This window comes from Streptomyces sp. NPDC005551, assembly GCF_042871785.1.
In the GTDB taxonomy this organism is placed as follows: domain Bacteria; phylum Actinomycetota; class Actinomycetes; order Streptomycetales; family Streptomycetaceae; genus Streptomyces.
On the sequence record NZ_JBIAJE010000004.1, the window covers coordinates 461,908 to 478,845 of the forward strand.

A 16,938-nucleotide genomic window follows, 5' to 3' on the forward strand; every position below is an offset into this window, starting at 1 on the left:
TACGCAGCCGTACAGCAAAGACAGCAGCGTACGTCCTCGACCTTGGACATGCCCCGCCCGGAAGGGGTGTACGCCTGTGCCCGCACTTGTGCTGCTCGGTGCTCAGTGGGGTGACGAAGGCAAGGGAAAGGCCACCGACCTGCTCGGTGGATCCGTGGACTACGTGGTGCGCTATCAGGGCGGCAACAACGCCGGCCATACGGTAGTCGTGGGCGATCAGAAGTACGCCCTCCACCTCCTCCCTTCCGGAATCCTCACGCCTGAGTGCACGCCGGTGATCGGCAACGGAGTCGTCGTCGACCCCTCGGTCCTGTTCTCCGAGCTGAACGGACTCAACGAGCGCGGTGTCGACACCTCCAGGCTCCTGATCAGCGGCAACGCTCACATCATCACGCCGTACAACGTCACCGTGGACAAGGTGACCGAGCGCTTCCTCGGCAAGCGCAAGATCGGCACCACCGGTCGTGGGATCGGCCCGACCTACGCGGACAAGATCAACCGCGTCGGCATCCGCATCCAGGACCTGTACGACGAGTCGATCCTGACGCAGAAGGTCGAAGCGGCCCTCGAGGTCAAGAACCAGCTGCTCACCAAGCTCTACAACCGCCGCGCCATCGAGGCCGGCCAGGTCGTCGAGGAGCTGCTGGGCTACGCGGACCGGCTCAAGCCGTACGTCGCCGACACCGTCCTGGTCCTGAACCAGGCCCTGGAGCAGGACAAGGTCGTGCTCTTCGAGGGCGGCCAGGGCACGCTCCTGGACATCGACCACGGCACGTACCCCTTCGTGACGTCCAGCAACCCGACCGCCGGCGGTGCCTGCACCGGCGCGGGCGTCGGACCCACGAAGATCAGCCGGGTCATCGGCATCCTGAAGGCGTACACGACCCGGGTCGGCTCGGGGCCGTTCCCCACCGAGCTCTTCGACGAGGACGGCGAGGCACTGCGCCGCATCGGCGGCGAGCGGGGTGTCACCACCGGCCGAGACCGGCGCTGCGGCTGGTTCGACGCGGTCATCGCCCGGTACGCGACCCGGGTCAACGGCCTGACGGACTTCTTCCTCACCAAGCTGGACGTGCTGACCGGCTGGGAGGAGATCCCGGTCTGCGTGGCCTACGAGATCGACGGCAGGCGCGTCGAGGAACTGCCGTACTCGCAGACCGACTTCCACCACGCGAAGCCGATCTACGAGACCCTGCCCGGCTGGTCCGAGGACATCACGAAGGCCAAGACCTTCGCGGACCTGCCGAAGAACGCCCAGGCGTACGTGAAGGCGCTGGAGGACATGTCCGGCGCCCCGATCTCCGCGATCGGCGTCGGCCCGGGCCGGGACGAGACGATCGAGATCAACTCGTTCGTCTGACCGGCCTCGGGACCACGGGAAGGGCGCCCCTCGGGGCGCCCTTTTCCGCAGGGGCACACAGAGCGGACCGGGCATACGCTGAACGGTGTAGGAGTGCGTGCGTCAGCCAGGAGAAGGTGAGTGCGATGCGCGTGATGCTCAAGGCCACCATGGACACGGACAAGGCCAACGAGGCCCTGACGAGCGGCAAGATGCCGCAGCTGCTCCAGGAGACGATGGAGCACCTTCGGCCGGAGGCCGCGTACTTCGGTCCCGAGGGCGGCTGCCGGACCTGCTACCTCGTCTTCGACATGACGGACAGCTCCCAGCTGCCGCCGGTCAGTGAGACGTTCTTCACGCAGCTCAACGCCAAGGTGGAGATCTTCCCCGTCATGAACGCGGACGACCTTCACAAGGGGCTCTCCCAGCTCCACTGAACCGGGCCGCCCTCAGCTGAAGATGATCATCGATCCCTGGGCGAGACTGCGCGTGGCCGCCGCGTGCAGCCCGAGCCACACGTGCCGTTCCCGGGCGAACGGGCTCGCGTCGTAGGGCGCGGGCGCGGCCGGCTCCTCCAACTCCGTCGGCGCGTGCGGCGGTTCCGGCGCCAGGGGCGGGTTGCCGGGATCGATGCCGATGGACGGCCCGACGAACTCCAGCTCCCGCAGCAGGCCGTGGGACGAACCGAGCGGGCCGCCGCCGGCGAGGAGTTCGTCGCTGGACAGGGGGTGCGGGAAGTCGACCGGCACGTACGCGCCCGCGTGGTCGTAGTGCCACACCAGGTGGGACTGCTGGGCGTTCGTCTCGAACATCTCTAGGAGCTGCTCGTAGTCCCCGCCCAGTTCGTCCACCGGGGTCACCGCGAGGCCGCACATCTGCAGCAGGTACGCCCGCCGCAGGAAATGCAGCGCGTCGTAGTCGAAGCCCGCGACCGGGGCGACCTCACCGGTCAGCCCGGGCATGTACGCGTAGACCGGAACCGGCGGGAGCTTCGCCTCGCCGAGCACCTTGTCGTAGAGCGCGAGCTCCTCGGCGAAGGGGTTGTCGGGGGTGTGGCACAACACGTCGACGAGCGGGACCAGCCACAGGTCACAGGCCAACAGACAGCTCCTCTGGTTCTTTGCGCTACAGCGGTACGACGATGACAGGGAAGCGTAATGCGCGCGGCGCCCGGGTGACTCCCGGTGCGCGCGACTTGGGCTCATTCCGTTCGCCGGTGGAAGCCCCCGGAGCCGTCCAGGTCCCACACCCAGGCCCCGTCCACGAAGGTGCCCGGGTGCCCCACCAGCTTGTCGACGGCCTCCCGCAGCGCGTCCTGGCGGGGCTGCGGCGCCAGCACCAGCACCCCCGCCCTCCAGTACGCGAGGTCGTAGCGCGCCTGCGCCCGCCAGTTCTCGCCGATCTCCGGGACGGCGCCCGAGTTGGCGATCTCCCGCAGCAGGTTGGACGTGTAGCGGGGCGCGGCGCCGTAGATGCCGACGCGCTCCTCGCCGAAGGGCCCGTTGAAGTAGCCCCCGGGCAGCCGGAAACCGAGATCCGCGGTGGTCTGCCAGTGCAGCGCGTCCGCGTTGACCGGGTCGGGCAGTGGCACCGGTACGAGGGACTCGCCCTCTCCGACGTACGACTTCCAGGTGCCGTCCGCGACGAACGCGGGGACGTCCGCGCGGTCCACCGACTTCAGCGGCGCCGGGACGAGGGGGAGCAGCGCCGCGGCGAGCGCCACCATCCCCAGGTACTGGGTGGCGAGGGCGCGGGTGCGCACGAGCCGGTCGAACGCGAGCGCCACCAGCATGCCCAGCGCGGGCGCGCAGACCATCGCCACCCGCCCCTCGATGACCGACTCGAAGAGCGGCTTGCCGGCCAGCGCCGCCCAGGGCCCGGGCAGGACCACGTCGGTCAGCGGGATGCGGAACCGCGGGCCCAGCGACAGCGCCGCCGCCGCCAGCACGGTGAAGGCGAGCGCCTTGACGAGCGCCCGGTCCCACAGCCGTACGACGACCGCGAAGGCGAGCGCGGCCAGCGGCCAGCCGTAGAAGGCGTTCTGCTCGGTGGGGTTCAGGGACAGCGCGCCCGCGGTCTCCGCGTTCCCGGCGACCAGCGAGCGCTCGGCGAAGGACAGCAGCGCGAGGGGGCTGTTGCCCGCGTTGTCGCCGTGCAGCACGCTCTTGTAGCTCTGCGGCCCGGCGAACTGCCAGTACAGCGGGAAGGCGATCAGCGGCAGGCAGACGGCCGCCCCCACGCCCAGGCCCTTGAGCAGCGGGCGCCAGGACGCCCTGGCGACGTCCCGGCGGACGGCCGCGTAGGCGAGCGCGAACAGGGCCATGCCCATCGACGCGAGCAGCAGCGGTTCCTCGCCGAGGAAGATCTGGTACGTCGCCATCAGCCCGAGGACGACTCCGTCGCGGACCACCCGGGTGCCCGCGCACAGCCGCAGGGCCCGGTCGATGATCAGCGGGATCATCAGCAGGATCACGAAGTTGGGGTGCGCGTTGGCGTGGCTGACCATCGGCGGGGCGAAGGCGGCGAGCGCGGCGCCCAGGAAGGCCGCGCCCCGCTGCCGTACGACCCGCTTGACGATCAGCCAGTACCAGGCGGCGGCCGTGGCGGCCAGGCCGAGTGTCATCACCAGGTTGAGGGCGACCGCCGGGCCGAGGAGCAGGGTGACGGGCGTGAACGGCACCGACAGGCCCAGCATGACCGTGTTGGCCATCAGGTTCACGCCGTCCGGGAAGCCCTGGTAGGTCGTGAAGAGCGGGTTGTGCAGGTGGCGGACGCTGTCGGCGGTGACGGCGAAGAACCACTCCCACTGGTTCTGGTCCTGGAGCGAGTCGACGAGGTACCGGTCGTCGGGGTTCACCCAGCGGCCGGAGTACAGGGCGACCGACATGAGGAGGAAGAGGGCGGCGGCCAGCAGGTCCGCGGGGCGGGCGGAGCGGAGTTTGAGGAGGGAGAGTTCGGTGAGGACCCGGCCGTAGTCGAGGGGCCGTACCTTCGAGCCGGACTGGTGCGCCCAGCGCACCGGGACCTCGGCCACCGGCCAGCCGGAGCGGCGGAAGTGCTGGAGTATCTCGACGTCTATGCCCCAGCCGTTGAGCCGGGAGGCGGCGAACGCCTCGCGGGCGCGGTCGCCGTCGAAGAGCTTGAAGCCGCACTGGGTGTCGCGTATGCCGGGCACCGCGACCCTGCGTATCAGGAGGTTCCCGGCCCGGCCGAGCAGCTCCCGCAGCCGGTGCTGGTGCGCCTCTATCGACGCGCCCGGCGTGGCCCGCGAGCCGATCGCCGCGGCCCGGCCGTCGGCGAGCGCCTTGTCGAGGTGCTCCAGCTCCTCGATCGGGGCCGCCAGGTCGGCGTCGGTGACCAGCACGCGCCGGCCGCGGGACGCGGCGACCCCGAGGCGCAGCGCGTGGCCCTTGCCGCGGTTGCGGGGGCTGGTGACGAACCGGACCCGGGGGTCGCGGGCACCGGCCTCGGCGGCGACGGCCTCGGTCCCGTCCGTGGAGCCGTCGTCGGCGACGATCAGCTCCCACTGCCCGAAGCGGCCCTCGTTCTCGGTCAGGTGCGTGACGATCGCGTCCAGCGTCGGCCCGAGCCGCCGTTCCTCGTTGTAGGCGGGGACGACGACCGTCAGGTCCACGTCCACGGCCGGCTTGTCCTGCACGACGTCGGTGCACTGCGGCGCGCTCATCCGGCGGCCAGCCGCTCGACGACGGCGAGGGAGTGCGCGTTGTACGCGGTGACGAGGGCGTGCGCCTGCTCGGGTTCGCGGCGTGTCAGCGCGTCCACGAGTTCCGTGTGTCCCGACCACAGGTGCCCTTTGAGGTCGGTCACCCGGCGCAGGTGCTGCACCGTGCAGACCCAGGACTGGACGCGCATGCGGTGCAGGAAGTCGGCGAGGTAGGCGTTGCCGAACAGTCCGCTCAGTTCGCGCCAGAAGCGCAGGTCGTAGCCGATCAGGATGTTCAGGTCGCCGGCCAAGGCCGCCCGCGCCGCCTCCTCGCCGCGGCGGCGCACACCGGCGAGCGCGGCGAGGGCGCGGGGCTGGTCGGTGGAGACCGCGGAGCCGTCGGCCAGGCTCCGGAACATGCCGTCCGTGATCATGCTCCGGGCCTCGATCATGCCCCGGTGGTCGTCCAGGGTGTACGCGTGGACGCGGAAGCCGCGGTGCTGTGCCGCGTCCAGGAGACCCTGCGCCGACAGGTCGACGAGGGCCTCGCGGACGGGGGTCGCGGAGACGCCGTACTGGTCGGCGATCTCCTTCACCGTGAACTCCTGCCCCGCCTGGAGCCGGCCGGCCAGCACCTCGTCGCGGAGGGCGTCCGCGATCTGCTGCCGCAGGGTGCTACGGGTTACGGCGCCGCTGCCGCCGGTGCCGGGCATGGTGTCTGGCTCCCCCATCGCGTACGGGTACGTGGTCGTCGCTCGTCTGCGTCTACGAGCACGTCACCTTACGCGGTGGGGTCGCGGGCCCAGGAGAGTCCGTCCGGACAGCCTCGTCCTTCCCCGGGCGGTGCGGGTGGGATGTCACACGGTGTGCTCGTCCGCCACGGACAGCGCCGCGTCCAGCGCCGCGAGGCCCTCCTTCAGCTCCGCCTCGCTGATGTTGCACGGCGGCACGACATGGGTCCGGTTCATGTTGATGAAGGGCCACAGTCCGTGGGCCTTCGCCGCCGCCCCGAACGCCGCCATCGGCGCGTTGGCCTCCCCGGCCGCGTTGTACGGCACCAGCGGTTCGCGGGTCTCCCGGTTCCGGACGAGCTCCAGCGCCCAGAACACGCCGGTGCCGCGGACCTCGCCGATGCTCGGGTGCCGCCCGGCGAGCTCGCGCAGGGCGGGACCGATCAGGTTCTCGCCGGTCCTGGCGGCCTGCCCGACGATGTCCTCCTCCTCCATCACGTTGATGGTGGCGACGGCGGCGGCGCAGGCCAGCGGGTGCCCGGAGTAGGTGAGGCCGCCGGGGTAGGGGCGGCGGGCGAAGGTCTCGGCGATCGCGCCCGAGATGGCGACACCGCCCAGCGGCACATAGCCGGAGTTCACACCCTTGGCGAAGGTCAGCAGGTCCGGCGTCACGCCGTAGTGGTCCGCGGCGAACCAGGCGCCCGTGCGCCCGAACCCGGCCATGACCTCGTCGAGGACGAGGACGATGCCGTACCGGTCGCAGATCTCGCGGACTCCGGCGAGGTAGCCGGGCGGCGGGGTCATGATGCCCGCGGTCCCCGGGACGGTCTCGAGGATGACGGCCGCGACGGTCGCCGGTCCCTCGAAGGCGATGGTGTCCTCCAGGTGCTGGAGTGCCCGCTCGCACTCCTGCCGCTCGCTGTCGGAGTGGAAGGGGGAGCGGTAGAGGAAGGGCGCCCAGAAGTGGACGACTCCGGCGGCGCCGAGGTCGTTGGGCCAGCGGCGCGGGTCACCGGTGAGGTTGATCGCGGTGGAGGTGGCGCCGTGGTACGAGCGGTAGGCGGACAGCACCTTCGGGCGGCCGGTGTGCAGCCGGGCCATGCGCGTCGCGTTCTCGACGGCCTCGGCCCCGCCGTTGGTGAAGAAGATCTTGTCCAGGTCGCCGGGGGTCCGCTCGGCTATGAGCCGCGCGGCCTCCGACCGGGCCTCGACGGCGAAGGCGGGCGCGAACGTGGACAGGGTCGCGGCCTGTTCCTGGATCGCGGCGACGACCTTGGGGTGCTGGTAGCCGATGTTGGTGAAGACGAGCCCGCTGGTGAAGTCCAGATACCGCTTGCCGTCGTAGTCCCAGAAGTACGACCCCTCCGCGCCGGCGACGGCGAGCGGGTCGATGAGCTCCTGCGCGGACCAGGAGTGGAAGACGTGCGCGCGGTCCGCGGCCTTCACGGCGGCGCCGGCCTGGGGGTTGGGCTGAGGGGTCATGCCGCGAGGGTAGATGCCCGGGGTGCGTACCCGACATCGGCGTCCTGTCTGCGGTCGGGGACTTTCCGCGACAGGTTGTCGGGCGTACGGGCCCGCCCGGCCGGCGGCACCGGGGGCGGCGCCCGCTGTTACGGAACCGTAGAGACCGCCCCGCCCACCGCCCCGTGGCGGCGCACTATCCTCGGGCTGTTGCTCACGTACGGGGGAAGGCGGCGCAACGATGGAGAAGCTGGGGGCAGGGGAGCCGCAGAGGATCGGGGGCTACCGGCTGCTCGCGCGGCTCGGGGCCGGCGGGATGGGGCAGGTGTATCTGGCCCGCTCGGGCCGGGGACGCACGGTCGCCGTGAAGCTGGTCCGCCGGGAACTCGCCGAGCAGGAGGAGTTCCGGGCCCGCTTCCGGCAGGAGGTGCAGGCCGCGGGTCGCGTCGGCGGGTACTGGACGGCGCCGGTGCTCGACGCGGACACCGAGGCCGCCATTCCGTGGGTCGCCACGGGGTACGTCGCGGGGCCCTCCCTGCAGACGGTGGTGGGACAGGACCACGGTCCCCTGCCCGAGCGGTCGGTGCGGATCCTCGCCGCCGGGCTCGCGTCGGCGCTGCGGGACATCCACGCGGCCGGGCTGATCCACCGGGACCTCAAGCCGTCCAACGTGCTCGTCACGATCGACGGGCCGCGGGTCATCGACTTCGGGATCGCCCGAGCCCTGGAGACCGTCACCGACGGCGGGCTCACCCGGACCGGCGCGCTCGTCGGATCCCCCGGGTTCATGGCGCCCGAACAGGTCCGCGGCGACCGGATCACCCCGGCGTGCGACATCTTCTGCCTCGGGTCCGTCCTCGCGTACGCGGCGACCGGCGCCCAGCCCTTCGGCAGCTCCGACAGCGGCGTGCACGCCCTGATGTTCCGCATCGCGCAGGAGGAGCCCGACCTGACGGGCGTGCCGGAGGCCCTGGCGGAACTCGTCCGCGACTGCCTGCGCAAGGACCCGGCGGCGCGCCCCACCCTCGACCGGATCCTGGAGCGCACGGGGGCGGAGGACACCGTCGTCGACGGACGGGCCCGCGACCCGTGGCTGCCGGGCACGCTGGTCGCCCAACTCGGGCGGCACGCCGTGCAGTTGCTCGACACGGAGAACCCGGACGAGCCGGCGGCCGGGGCGTCCCGGCCGGGCGTCCAGGCCGCCGCCCCCGCGGGTGCCGCTCCCGCGGGTGCCGCCTCGGCGGGAGCCGCCGCGTCGGGTGCCCCTGATGCCGGTGCGCCCGCGGCCCCCGGCGCGGGCGCACCGGCCGGGGACCCCCGTGCCACCCCGGCCCCGGACTCCCCCGACCTCGTCAAGCGCCCCGCTCCGCAGGCACCGCCGGCTCCGGAGGCGCCCCCCGCCGCGACGCAGGCGCCGCCCGAGCACGGCTCCGCCGCCGAGCCCCCCGGCGGCGCCACCCCGCCCAAGCCCGGGACCCCGGCCCCGGTCAACCACCTCCCCACGATGGTCTCCGGGCCGGGCCTGGCACCCCCGCCGGCCGCCCCGCCCGGTTACGGCCATCCCCAGCAGCACCCGCAGCCCGCGGCGTACGGCTACCCGCAGAACGGCTGGGGCGCCGGGCCGCCCGCCGGATACGGTCCGGCCCCGGCCCCGGCCCCGGCCCCGTCGTACGGACCGGGCCCGACCCCGCCCTACGGCCCCGGCGCCGTCCCGCCGCAGCAGGAGCCCGCGCGCCGGGGCGGCCGTTCCACCGCGGCCCTCGTCGCGGTCGCCCTGGTGGTCGCGCTCGGCGCGGGCGGTTCCGTGTACGCGCTGATGAAGGACGGCACCGACGACGACGGCAAAGGTCCGACGCCGGTCACCGGCGGGCCCACGACACCCGGCCCGGACCCGTCGCGGCCGTCCCCCTCCGTGTCCGGGTCACCCACCTCCGAGGCGCCGAAGGACGGCGGGATCCCGGAGAAGTACCTCGGCACCTGGAACGGCAGCATCGACAACGCGACGGGCCACAACACCCGGCGTCTGGTGATCCGGCAGGGCAAGGCGGGCGACACCGTCCTCTCGCTCACCGCCGACGGCCCGGCCGGCGGCGGCACCTACCACTGCGTGTTCCGTGCCGAGCTGGCGAAGACCCCGACCGCCGACGGGCCCCTGGAGATAGGCCCGTCCGAGGTGGTCGTCGGCGAACCGGCCTCCTCGTGCTCCCCCGGGGGCAGCTCCGAGGTCACCCTCCTGCCGGACGGCCGCCTGCGCCGCGTGATCACGGAGTCGGGCCAGGAGCTGACGTACACGAAGGGCGGCTGAGCGGCCGAACGGCGGCTGCGCGCACGGCCGTTCGGGGCATGCGGGCACCGAACCGGCGGCGAACTTCATCTGCCGTATCCCGGCCGTTCCCCCTCCGGGCCGTACCGTGACGGCACCGCGCGGCTCGGGGCCCGCGCGGCCCGGGGGAGTGCCGGATGGAGTGGCTGAGCGCGGAGAACGTGGTGGCGATCGCGACCGCGGTGGTCGGCATCGCGGCGTCGGCGGGGATGGTCTGGTACGAGCGCCGGGTGCCGCGGAGCAAGCGGGTCGGCTACCGGGTCCAGATGGACAACCCCATCGGCGTCGACGTGCGGTCGGGGATCGCGAACGTACGGCTCGGGCTGTTCGACGAGGTGCCGAGCATGGCCGGCGCGACCCTCGTCCTGCTGCGGATCGAGAACGACGGCTCCCGGAGCATCGCGGGCGACGACTACACGGGCCGCGAACGGCACGGTCTCACCGCGGTGTTCACCGACCGCACGATCCGGGGCGTCTCCGTGACGCAGCCGCCCGGCACCGAGCACCTGATGGACCACTTCAGCGCCGCCGCCGGTCTCGGCTACGAGGACGGCACCCTGCGCATCCCGCGCGTCCCGCTCAACCGGGGCGAGCACTACAAACTGCTGGTGCTGCTGTCGGGCGGTGACGTCGGGCGGCCCGTACGGCTCATCGGCGGGATCCGGGACGGCGTGGTGAGCCCCAACCGCAGTACGACCCCGGACGACCAGCCGCCGCTGTTCAGCCGCGCGGCCCGGCTGATCACCGTCCTGCTCACGGTGTGCGTCGTCACGCTCGCGGCCATCGTCGTCGTCCGGGACGACACCCCGCCGCCGATCGGCTGTGCGCGGGGCACGCTGACGGTGACCGGATCGACCGCCTTCGCCCCCGTCATGCGGGAGCTGGCCGACAAGTACGAGAAGGACTGCGCGGGGTCGCTCATCACCGTCGACGCACACGGCAGCACCGCGGGAGTGCGCGAACTCCAGGCCGCCGGCACCGCGTCCGACGGCGGCTCACCGGCCGTGATCGCCCTCTCGGACGGGCGCAAGCCGGACGGGCTTCCCCAGCTGCGGGAGAGCCGCCTCGCGGTGTCCGTGTTCACGCTGGTCGTGAACGAGGACATCCCGCTGAAGAGCCTGTCACGTACCGACGTACGCCGTGTCCACCGCGGGGAGATCGGGAACTGGAAGCAGCTCGGCGGCCCGGACCGTCCGGTCGTCCTGGTCAGCCGTGACGCCAACTCCGGTACCCGGCAGGTCTTCCAGCGGCGGGTGCTGGGGCGCGGCGAGATCGCCAACTCCTCGCTGGACTGCGTCCACAAGGACGACGCCGAGGCCCCGGTGGTGCGCTGTGAGCTCGACTCCACCGAACAGGTGCTGGACACGGTCGCCCGGCTGCCCGGCGCGATCGGTTACAGCGAGCTGACCCTCGCCACCGGCTTCGCCGGCCTGCACCGCCTCGCCCTCGACGGCCACGACCCGTCCGTCGAGGAGCTGGAGCAGGGCACCGGCGACTACCCGTACCGCGAGATCGAGTACGCCTACACCTACGGCCGCCCGCCCGCCGCCTCCCTCGCCTCCAGCTTCCTGGCCTACGTGAGCCGAGGCGCCGGCCAGGACGTCGTCCGCACCCACGGCCACCTGCCGTGCGGGACCCCGGTGGGGCTGCGGATCTGCGGCGAGGGGTGACAGGCGCGAGGGGCGTTCCCCCCTCGCCGACCGCGTGCGCGGCTCCCGGGCGGGGGTGGCTCCCAGGCCCGCGGCGTCTGCCGCGTGCCGCCCTCGCGGGCGAGCCGGCTCCCGCGCCCGTGCCGTACCCGGCGTCGCCCCGGAGGGTCACACCGCCGGGCGCGCCCCGAAGGGTCACCCCGAAGGGTCACCCCGGAATGGCGCCGCCGCTCCCGCGGAGGTCACCGGGGCTCCGGCGGGCGTTGCCTCGGCATGTTCGGCCGGACGCCCGGCGGCAGCGGGAACCGGTTCTGCGGGGTCCCGTCCACCCGGGGCGCCCCGGCCACGGACGCCTGCATCCCCAGCGGTGCCGACGCCCCCGTGCGGAACTCCACCATCCAGTCCGCGGTCTCCGTCCGGACCAGCTCGGTCACGTCCTCGGAGAACCGCCGCAGCACCCCGAGGCACCGCTCCGCCGCCTCCCCGGCCGTCCCCTCGGTGGGCCCGAGCACCTCGCGCACGCTCTCGGACGCCCAGTCGAACTGGAGCACCTGCAGTCGGCGCAGTACGGCCTGCGCCGTCGCCACGTCCCTCATCCAGCCGGACGTGAACCCGAAGAACCGGTCGCCGGCCACGCACGCGACCGCGAGGAGCAGCGCCGGATACCCCCAGGCGGCGACCCCGCCCACCACCCTGGTGAGGTCGAGCAGCGGCAGCGCCGCGCCGGTCACCGCGCCCGCCGCCGCCCCGGTCCGCAGCGCCCGCGCCCCGCGCCGCTTCCACACGCGGTCCGCGAGATACCAGGACGCCGTGTCCAGCGCGCCCCGCTCGACCCACAGATACAGCTCGTGGAGACGCTCCGCGGGCTCTCCCCAGTCGCCGAGCGGAAACGCCCGTCCGCCGAGGTCGCCCGGCCGGGGACCCGCGGCGTCCTCGCCCCCTCCGTCCCGGGGCGGCCCCTCGGGCGGCATCTCCGGCTGGCTCACCCGGCACTCCCTACTGATGACGTTGCGTGACGGCTGCTCGAAGGCCTGTGACGGCTGATGCTGGAGCGCCGGACCCTTTCCTACCGCCCAATGGGTGGCGACGGACCGGGTTTCAGGGCTGTTCCGCCCGGAAGTGGGCCTTGATCAGGTATAGGATTCCCGGCCGCCTCACCCGAAAGAGTGCTTGGGCGGCCGACCCCCCGACCACGTAGGCTCGTGCCAGCGGGAAACCCTCGCCCATACAGCCGTACGAAACCAGGAGCTGATCGTGATTCCCGGTGGTGGCCAGCCCAATATGCAGCAGCTGCTCCAGCAGGCCCAGAAGATGCAGCAGGACCTCGCGACCGCGCAGGAGGAACTGGCGCGCACCGAGGTCGAAGGCCAGGCGGGCGGCGGCCTGGTGAAGGCGACCGTGACGGGCTCCGGCGAGCTCAGGGCGCTGAGGATCGACCCGAAGGCCGTGGACCCGGAGGACACGGAGACCCTCGCCGACCTGGTCGTCGCGGCCGTCCACGCGGCCAACGAGAACGCGTCGACGCTCCAGCAGCAGAAGCTGGGCCCGCTCACCCAGGGGCTCGGCGGCGACAGCGGCATCCCCGGTCTGCCCTTCTGAGGGGCGGCGAGGCCGGGCCCGCCGTACCGGGGCCCGGCCCGCCTTTCGGAGACCGGCGGCGGCCAACTACCGTACGTACCAGGACACTGATGCGTACCGACGAAGCACAGGAAAGGCAGTCCGTTGTACGAAGGCGTGGTCCAGGACCTCATCGACGAGCTCGGGCGGCTGCCCGGCGTCGGTCCCAAGAGCGCGCAGCGGATCGCCTTCCACATCCTGCAGGCGGAGCCGACCGACGTCCGCCGGCTCGCGCAGTGCCTCATGGAGGTCAAGGCGAAGGTCCGCTTCTGCGCCACCTGCGGCAACGTCGCGCAGGAGGAGCTGTGCAACATCTGCCGCGACCCGCGCCGCGACCTCTCGGTCATCTGCGTGGTCGAGGAGCCGAAGGACGTCGTCGCGGTCGAGCGGACGCGTGAGTTCCGGGGCAAGTACCACGTCCTGGGCGGCGCGATCAGCCCCATCGAGGGCGTCGGCCCGGACGACCTGCGGATAAGGGAGCTGCTGGCGCGGCTGGCCGACGGCACGGTCACCGAGCTGATCCTCGCCACGGACCCGAACCTGGAGGGCGAGGCCACGGCCACGTATCTCGCCCGCATGATCAAGCCCATGGGCCTCAAGGTCACCCGCCTGGCCAGCGGCCTCCCTGTGGGCGGCGACCTGGAATACGCGGACGAGGTCACACTCGGCCGCGCCTTCGAGGGGAGACGACTCCTAGATGTCTGACGCCATGCTGCATGCGACGACTCCCGATCCAGGTGACTTCGCGGTCCAGATCGCGGACCAGATCGAGAGCTTCCTGGTCGCCGTGACCGAGGTCGCCAAGGGCGACGAGCCGGACTCGGCCGTGCCCTTCCTCCTGCTGGAGGTCTCCCAGCTGCTGCTGGCCGGCGGCCGCCTCGGCGCGCACGAGGACATTCTCCCCGACGAGCGCTACGAGCCGGACATGGGCCCGGAGCCCGACGTGGACGACCTGCGCCTGCGCCTCGCGGCCATGCTCGACCCGGTCGACGTCTACTCCGAGGTCTTCGACCCGTACGAGCCCCGCAAGGCCCCGGTCCCGGCGCGCATCTCCGACGACCTGGTCGACGTCATGGCGGACCTCCGGCACGGCATGGCCCACTACCGCGCGGGCCGTACCACCGAGGCGCTCTGGTGGTGGCAGTTCTCGTACTTCTCCAACTGGGGTTCCACCGCGTCGGCGGCGCTGCGCGCCCTCCAGTCGCTGGTGGCGCACGTGCGGCTGAACCAGCCCCTCCAGGGGCTGGACGGCCTCGACACCGACCAGGACCTCAGCGAGGACGCCCTCGCCGAGGAGGCCGGCCGGGTCATGGCCGAGGAGATCGGCGGACCGCTGGGGCTGCGCGAGCTCAAGTGACGGCCCGGGCCTGGCGCCGCCCACGGGGCTGCCAGGCCCCCGCCGGCGGCCCGCCGGTCCGGCCGGCCCGCACCGCCCCCGCGGGCCCGCTCCGCCCCGCACCGCCCCCCTGTGACACGGCGCACTTTGCGAGTGACCCGCGCCGGCATCGGGCAGGTGCCGTCCTGGAGCGGCCGGGAGACCGGCCCGGTGATCATGTGGTGAGCGGGACATCTCACCATGCGATACCGAGGAGGGGAATTCCGGCCGCTCGATAGACTGAGCCGACCGCAGTTGTGCGGTGCAGAGACGGATTGAGCGAGGAGCGCACGTGGGCCTTGTCGTGCAGAAGTACGGAGGCTCCTCCGTAGCCGATGCCGAGGGCATCAAGCGCGTCGCCAAGCGGATCGTGGAAGCGAAGAAGAACGGCCACCAGGTGGTCGTGGTCGTTTCCGCGATGGGCGACACGACGGACGAGCTGATCGATCTCGCCGAGCAGGTATCTCCGATGCCCAGCGGACGAGAGTTCGACATGCTGCTGACCGCCGGGGAGCGGATCTCCATGGCCCTGCTGGCGATGGCGATCAAAAACCTGGGCCACAGCGCCCAGTCGTTCACGGGCAGCCAGGCGGGTGTCATCACCGACTCGGTCCACAACAAAGCGCGGATCATCGACGTCACGCCGGGCCGGATCAGGACGGCGCTCGACGAGGGCAACATCGCCATCGTCGCCGGGTTCCAGGGCGTCTCGCAGGACAAGAAGGACATCACCACCCTCGGACGCGGCGGCTCCGACACGACCGCCGTCGCCCTCGCCGCGGCGCTCGACGCCGAGGTCTGCGAGATCTACACCGACGTGGACGGCGTCTTCACCGCCGACCCGCGCGTGGTGAAGAAGGCGAAGAAGATCGACTGGATCTCCTTCGAGGACATGCTGGAGCTCGCCGCCTCCGGCTCTAAGGTGCTGCTCCACCGCTGCGTGGAGTACGCCCGCCGCTACAACATCCCGATCCACGTGCGCTCGTCCTTCAGCGGACTGCAGGGCACCTGGGTCAGCAACGAGCCGAAGCAAGGGGACCAGAAGGTGGAGCAGGCCATCATCTCCGGTGTCGCTCACGACACCTCCGAGGCCAAGGTCACGGTCGTCGGCGTCCCGGACAAGCCCGGCGAGGCCGCCTCGATCTTCCGCGCCATCGCCGACGCCGAGATCAACATCGACATGGTCGTGCAGAACGTGTCCGCCGCCGCCACGGGCCTGACGGACATCTCCTTCACCCTCCCCAAGACCGAGGGCCGCAAGGCCATCGACGCGCTGGAGAAGGCGAAGGACAAGATCGGCTTCGACTCGCTGCGCTACGACGACCAGATCGGCAAGATCTCGCTGGTCGGCGCCGGCATGAAGACGAACCCGGGCGTCACGGCCGGCTTCTTCGAGGCACTCAGCGACGCCGGGGTGAACATCGAGCTGATCTCGACGTCCGAGATCCGCATCTCCGTGGTCACCCGCGCCGACGACGTGAACGAGGCCGTGCGCGCCGTGCACACCGCCTTCGGTCTCGACTCCGACAGCGACGAGGCCGTCGTCTACGGAGGCACGGGCCGCTGATGTCCCCGTCCGGGTCGCGGAGCGGGCGGCCGACGCTCGCGGTCGTGGGAGCGACCGGCTCCGTCGGCACCGTCATGCTCCAGATCCTGTCCCAGCACGCGGACATCTGGGGCGAGATCCGCCTGATCGCCTCGCCACGCTCGGCCGGCCGCAAGCTGACCGTGCGCGGCGAGGAGGTCGAGGTCGTGGCGCTCACCGAGGCCGCCTTCGACGGCGTCGCCGTCGCCATGTTCGACGTGCCCGACGAGGTGGCGGCCCAGTGGGCGCCGGTCGCCGCCGCCAAGGGCGTGATCGTGGTCGACAACTCCGCCGCCTTCCGGATGGACCCCGACGTGCCCCTCGTCGTGCCCGAGGTCAACGCGCACACGGTCCGGCTGCGGCCCCGCGGGATCATCGCCAACCCGAACTGCACGACCCTCTCCATGATCGTCGCGCTGGGCGCGCTGCACGCCGAGTTCGGCCTGCGCGAGCTGGTCGTCTCCAGCTACCAGGCGGTGAGCGGCGCCGGACGGTCCGGGATCGACACGCTCCGGCAGCAGCTCGCACTCGTCGCGGGCACGGACCTGGGGACCAAGCCCGGTGACGTACGGCGTGCCGTGGGGGACAACACCGGGCCGTTCCCGGAGCCGGTGGCGCTCAACGTGGTGCCGTGGGCCGGGTCCCTGGCGGACGACGGCTGGTCCTCCGAGGAGATGAAGGTCCGCGACGAGTCCCGCAAGATCCTCGGCCTGCCGTCGCTGAAGGTCGCCGTGACGTGCGTACGCGTCCCCGTCGTGACCACGCACTCGCTGACCGTCCACGCCCGCTTCGAGGGCGAGGTCACCGTCGACAAGGCCCGTGAGATCCTCGCCACCGCACCCGGGGTCGTCCTCTTCGACAACCCGGCCGCCGGCGAGTTCCCCACCCCCGCCGATGTGGTGGGCACCGACCCGACCTGGGTGGGACGGGTGCGCCGGTCGCTCGACGACCCCACGGCGCTCGAACTGTTCGTCTGCGGCGACAACCTCCGCAAGGGCGCCGCCCTGAACACGGCGCAGATCGCGGAGCTGGTGGCGGCGGAGATCACCGGCGCGTAGGTCCCCCGCCCCGGACCCGCCGGCCCGCAGGACTGACGCACCGGGCGCCCCGGAGCCGGAAATCCCATCGGCCGGCGACGCGTTCGTTTGTAGGATCTGTGCAGATCGTGCCGGAACTGTGGCTCGGCACATGGTC

The 16,938-nt window shown here is 72.2% G+C and carries 14 protein-coding genes; 9 read left to right on the forward strand and 5 right to left on the reverse strand.

The genetic code is table 11. The annotated features are described in order from the left end of the window. Positions 1-76 precede the first annotated feature (76 nt). Entirely contained in the window at positions 77-1,360 is a 1,284-nt protein-coding gene (locus tag ACFYP4_RS14460) for an adenylosuccinate synthase (protein ID WP_358854805.1), read from the forward strand. Positions 1,361-1,485: 125 nt separating this feature from the next. After that, a complete protein-coding gene (locus tag ACFYP4_RS14465; RefSeq protein ID WP_388785469.1) occupies positions 1,486-1,776 on the forward strand; it encodes a hypothetical protein in 291 nt (96 codons plus the stop codon). 12 nt (positions 1,777-1,788) lie between these two features. On the opposite strand, the gene ACFYP4_RS14470 is transcribed toward ACFYP4_RS14465, so the two are convergent. From ACFYP4_RS14470 to ACFYP4_RS14485, 4 genes are all read right to left on the reverse strand, one after another. Beyond that, positions 1,789-2,439, reverse strand: a complete 651-nt coding sequence (locus ACFYP4_RS14470) for a hypothetical protein (RefSeq protein WP_358854807.1) — start codon at positions 2,437-2,439, stop codon at positions 1,789-1,791. 101 nt (positions 2,440-2,540) lie between these two features. Beyond that, positions 2,541-5,024 carry a dolichyl-phosphate beta-glucosyltransferase gene (locus ACFYP4_RS14475; protein WP_388785472.1) on the reverse strand — a complete coding sequence of 828 codons (2,484 nt, stop codon included), beginning with the start codon at positions 5,022-5,024 and terminating at the stop codon, positions 2,541-2,543. Further along, positions 5,021-5,716, reverse strand: coding sequence for a GntR family transcriptional regulator (locus ACFYP4_RS14480; RefSeq protein WP_388785698.1), 696 nt, complete (start codon positions 5,714-5,716; stop codon positions 5,021-5,023). Before ACFYP4_RS14480 ends, ACFYP4_RS14475 begins: the two co-directional genes overlap by 4 nt. A 144-nt stretch (positions 5,717-5,860) precedes the next feature. Next, a complete protein-coding gene (locus tag ACFYP4_RS14485; protein ID WP_388785474.1) occupies positions 5,861-7,216 on the reverse strand; it encodes an aspartate aminotransferase family protein in 1,356 nt (451 codons plus the stop codon). Positions 7,217-7,436: 220 nt separating this feature from the next. Between ACFYP4_RS14485 and ACFYP4_RS14490 the strand changes: the two genes are divergently transcribed. Further along, the gene (locus tag ACFYP4_RS14490; RefSeq protein WP_388785477.1) at positions 7,437-9,500 is read left to right on the forward strand and encodes a serine/threonine-protein kinase; all 2,064 of its coding nucleotides are present in this window, start codon (positions 7,437-7,439) and stop codon (positions 9,498-9,500) included. Positions 9,501-9,655: 155 nt separating this feature from the next. Continuing rightward, a complete protein-coding gene (locus ACFYP4_RS14495) occupies positions 9,656-11,188 on the forward strand; it encodes a substrate-binding domain-containing protein (RefSeq protein WP_388785479.1) in 1,533 nt (510 codons plus the stop codon). A gap of 221 nt (positions 11,189-11,409) precedes the next feature. Here ACFYP4_RS14495 and ACFYP4_RS14500 read toward each other — a convergent pair whose 3' ends face one another. Continuing rightward, positions 11,410-12,153, reverse strand: coding sequence for an SLATT domain-containing protein (locus tag ACFYP4_RS14500; protein WP_388785481.1), 744 nt, complete (start codon positions 12,151-12,153; stop codon positions 11,410-11,412). 268 nt (positions 12,154-12,421) lie between these two features. On the opposite strand from ACFYP4_RS14500, the gene ACFYP4_RS14505 reads away from it, so the two are divergent. The 5 genes from ACFYP4_RS14505 (at position 12,422) to ACFYP4_RS14525 (ending at position 16,802) form a co-directional block, all read left to right on the forward strand. Beyond that, positions 12,422-12,766 (forward strand): YbaB/EbfC family nucleoid-associated protein, encoded by a 345-nt coding sequence (locus ACFYP4_RS14505; RefSeq protein WP_388785483.1) that lies wholly within the window; start codon positions 12,422-12,424, stop codon positions 12,764-12,766. 123 nt (positions 12,767-12,889) lie between these two features. After that, positions 12,890-13,489, forward strand: a complete 600-nt coding sequence (recR, locus tag ACFYP4_RS14510; protein WP_356133870.1) for a recombination mediator RecR — start codon at positions 12,890-12,892, stop codon at positions 13,487-13,489. After that, complete coding sequence (locus ACFYP4_RS14515) at positions 13,482-14,141, forward strand: DUF5063 domain-containing protein (protein WP_358852929.1); 660 nt, start codon at positions 13,482-13,484, stop codon at positions 14,139-14,141. The genes recR and ACFYP4_RS14515 overlap by 8 nt, the downstream gene beginning before the upstream one ends. A gap of 310 nt (positions 14,142-14,451) precedes the next feature. Further along, entirely contained in the window at positions 14,452-15,726 is a 1,275-nt protein-coding gene (locus ACFYP4_RS14520) for an aspartate kinase (protein WP_358852928.1), read from the forward strand. Beyond that, positions 15,726-16,802, forward strand: coding sequence for an aspartate-semialdehyde dehydrogenase (locus tag ACFYP4_RS14525; protein WP_358852927.1), 1,077 nt, complete (start codon positions 15,726-15,728; stop codon positions 16,800-16,802). Before ACFYP4_RS14520 ends, ACFYP4_RS14525 begins: the two co-directional genes overlap by 1 nt. Positions 16,803-16,938 lie beyond the last annotated feature (136 nt).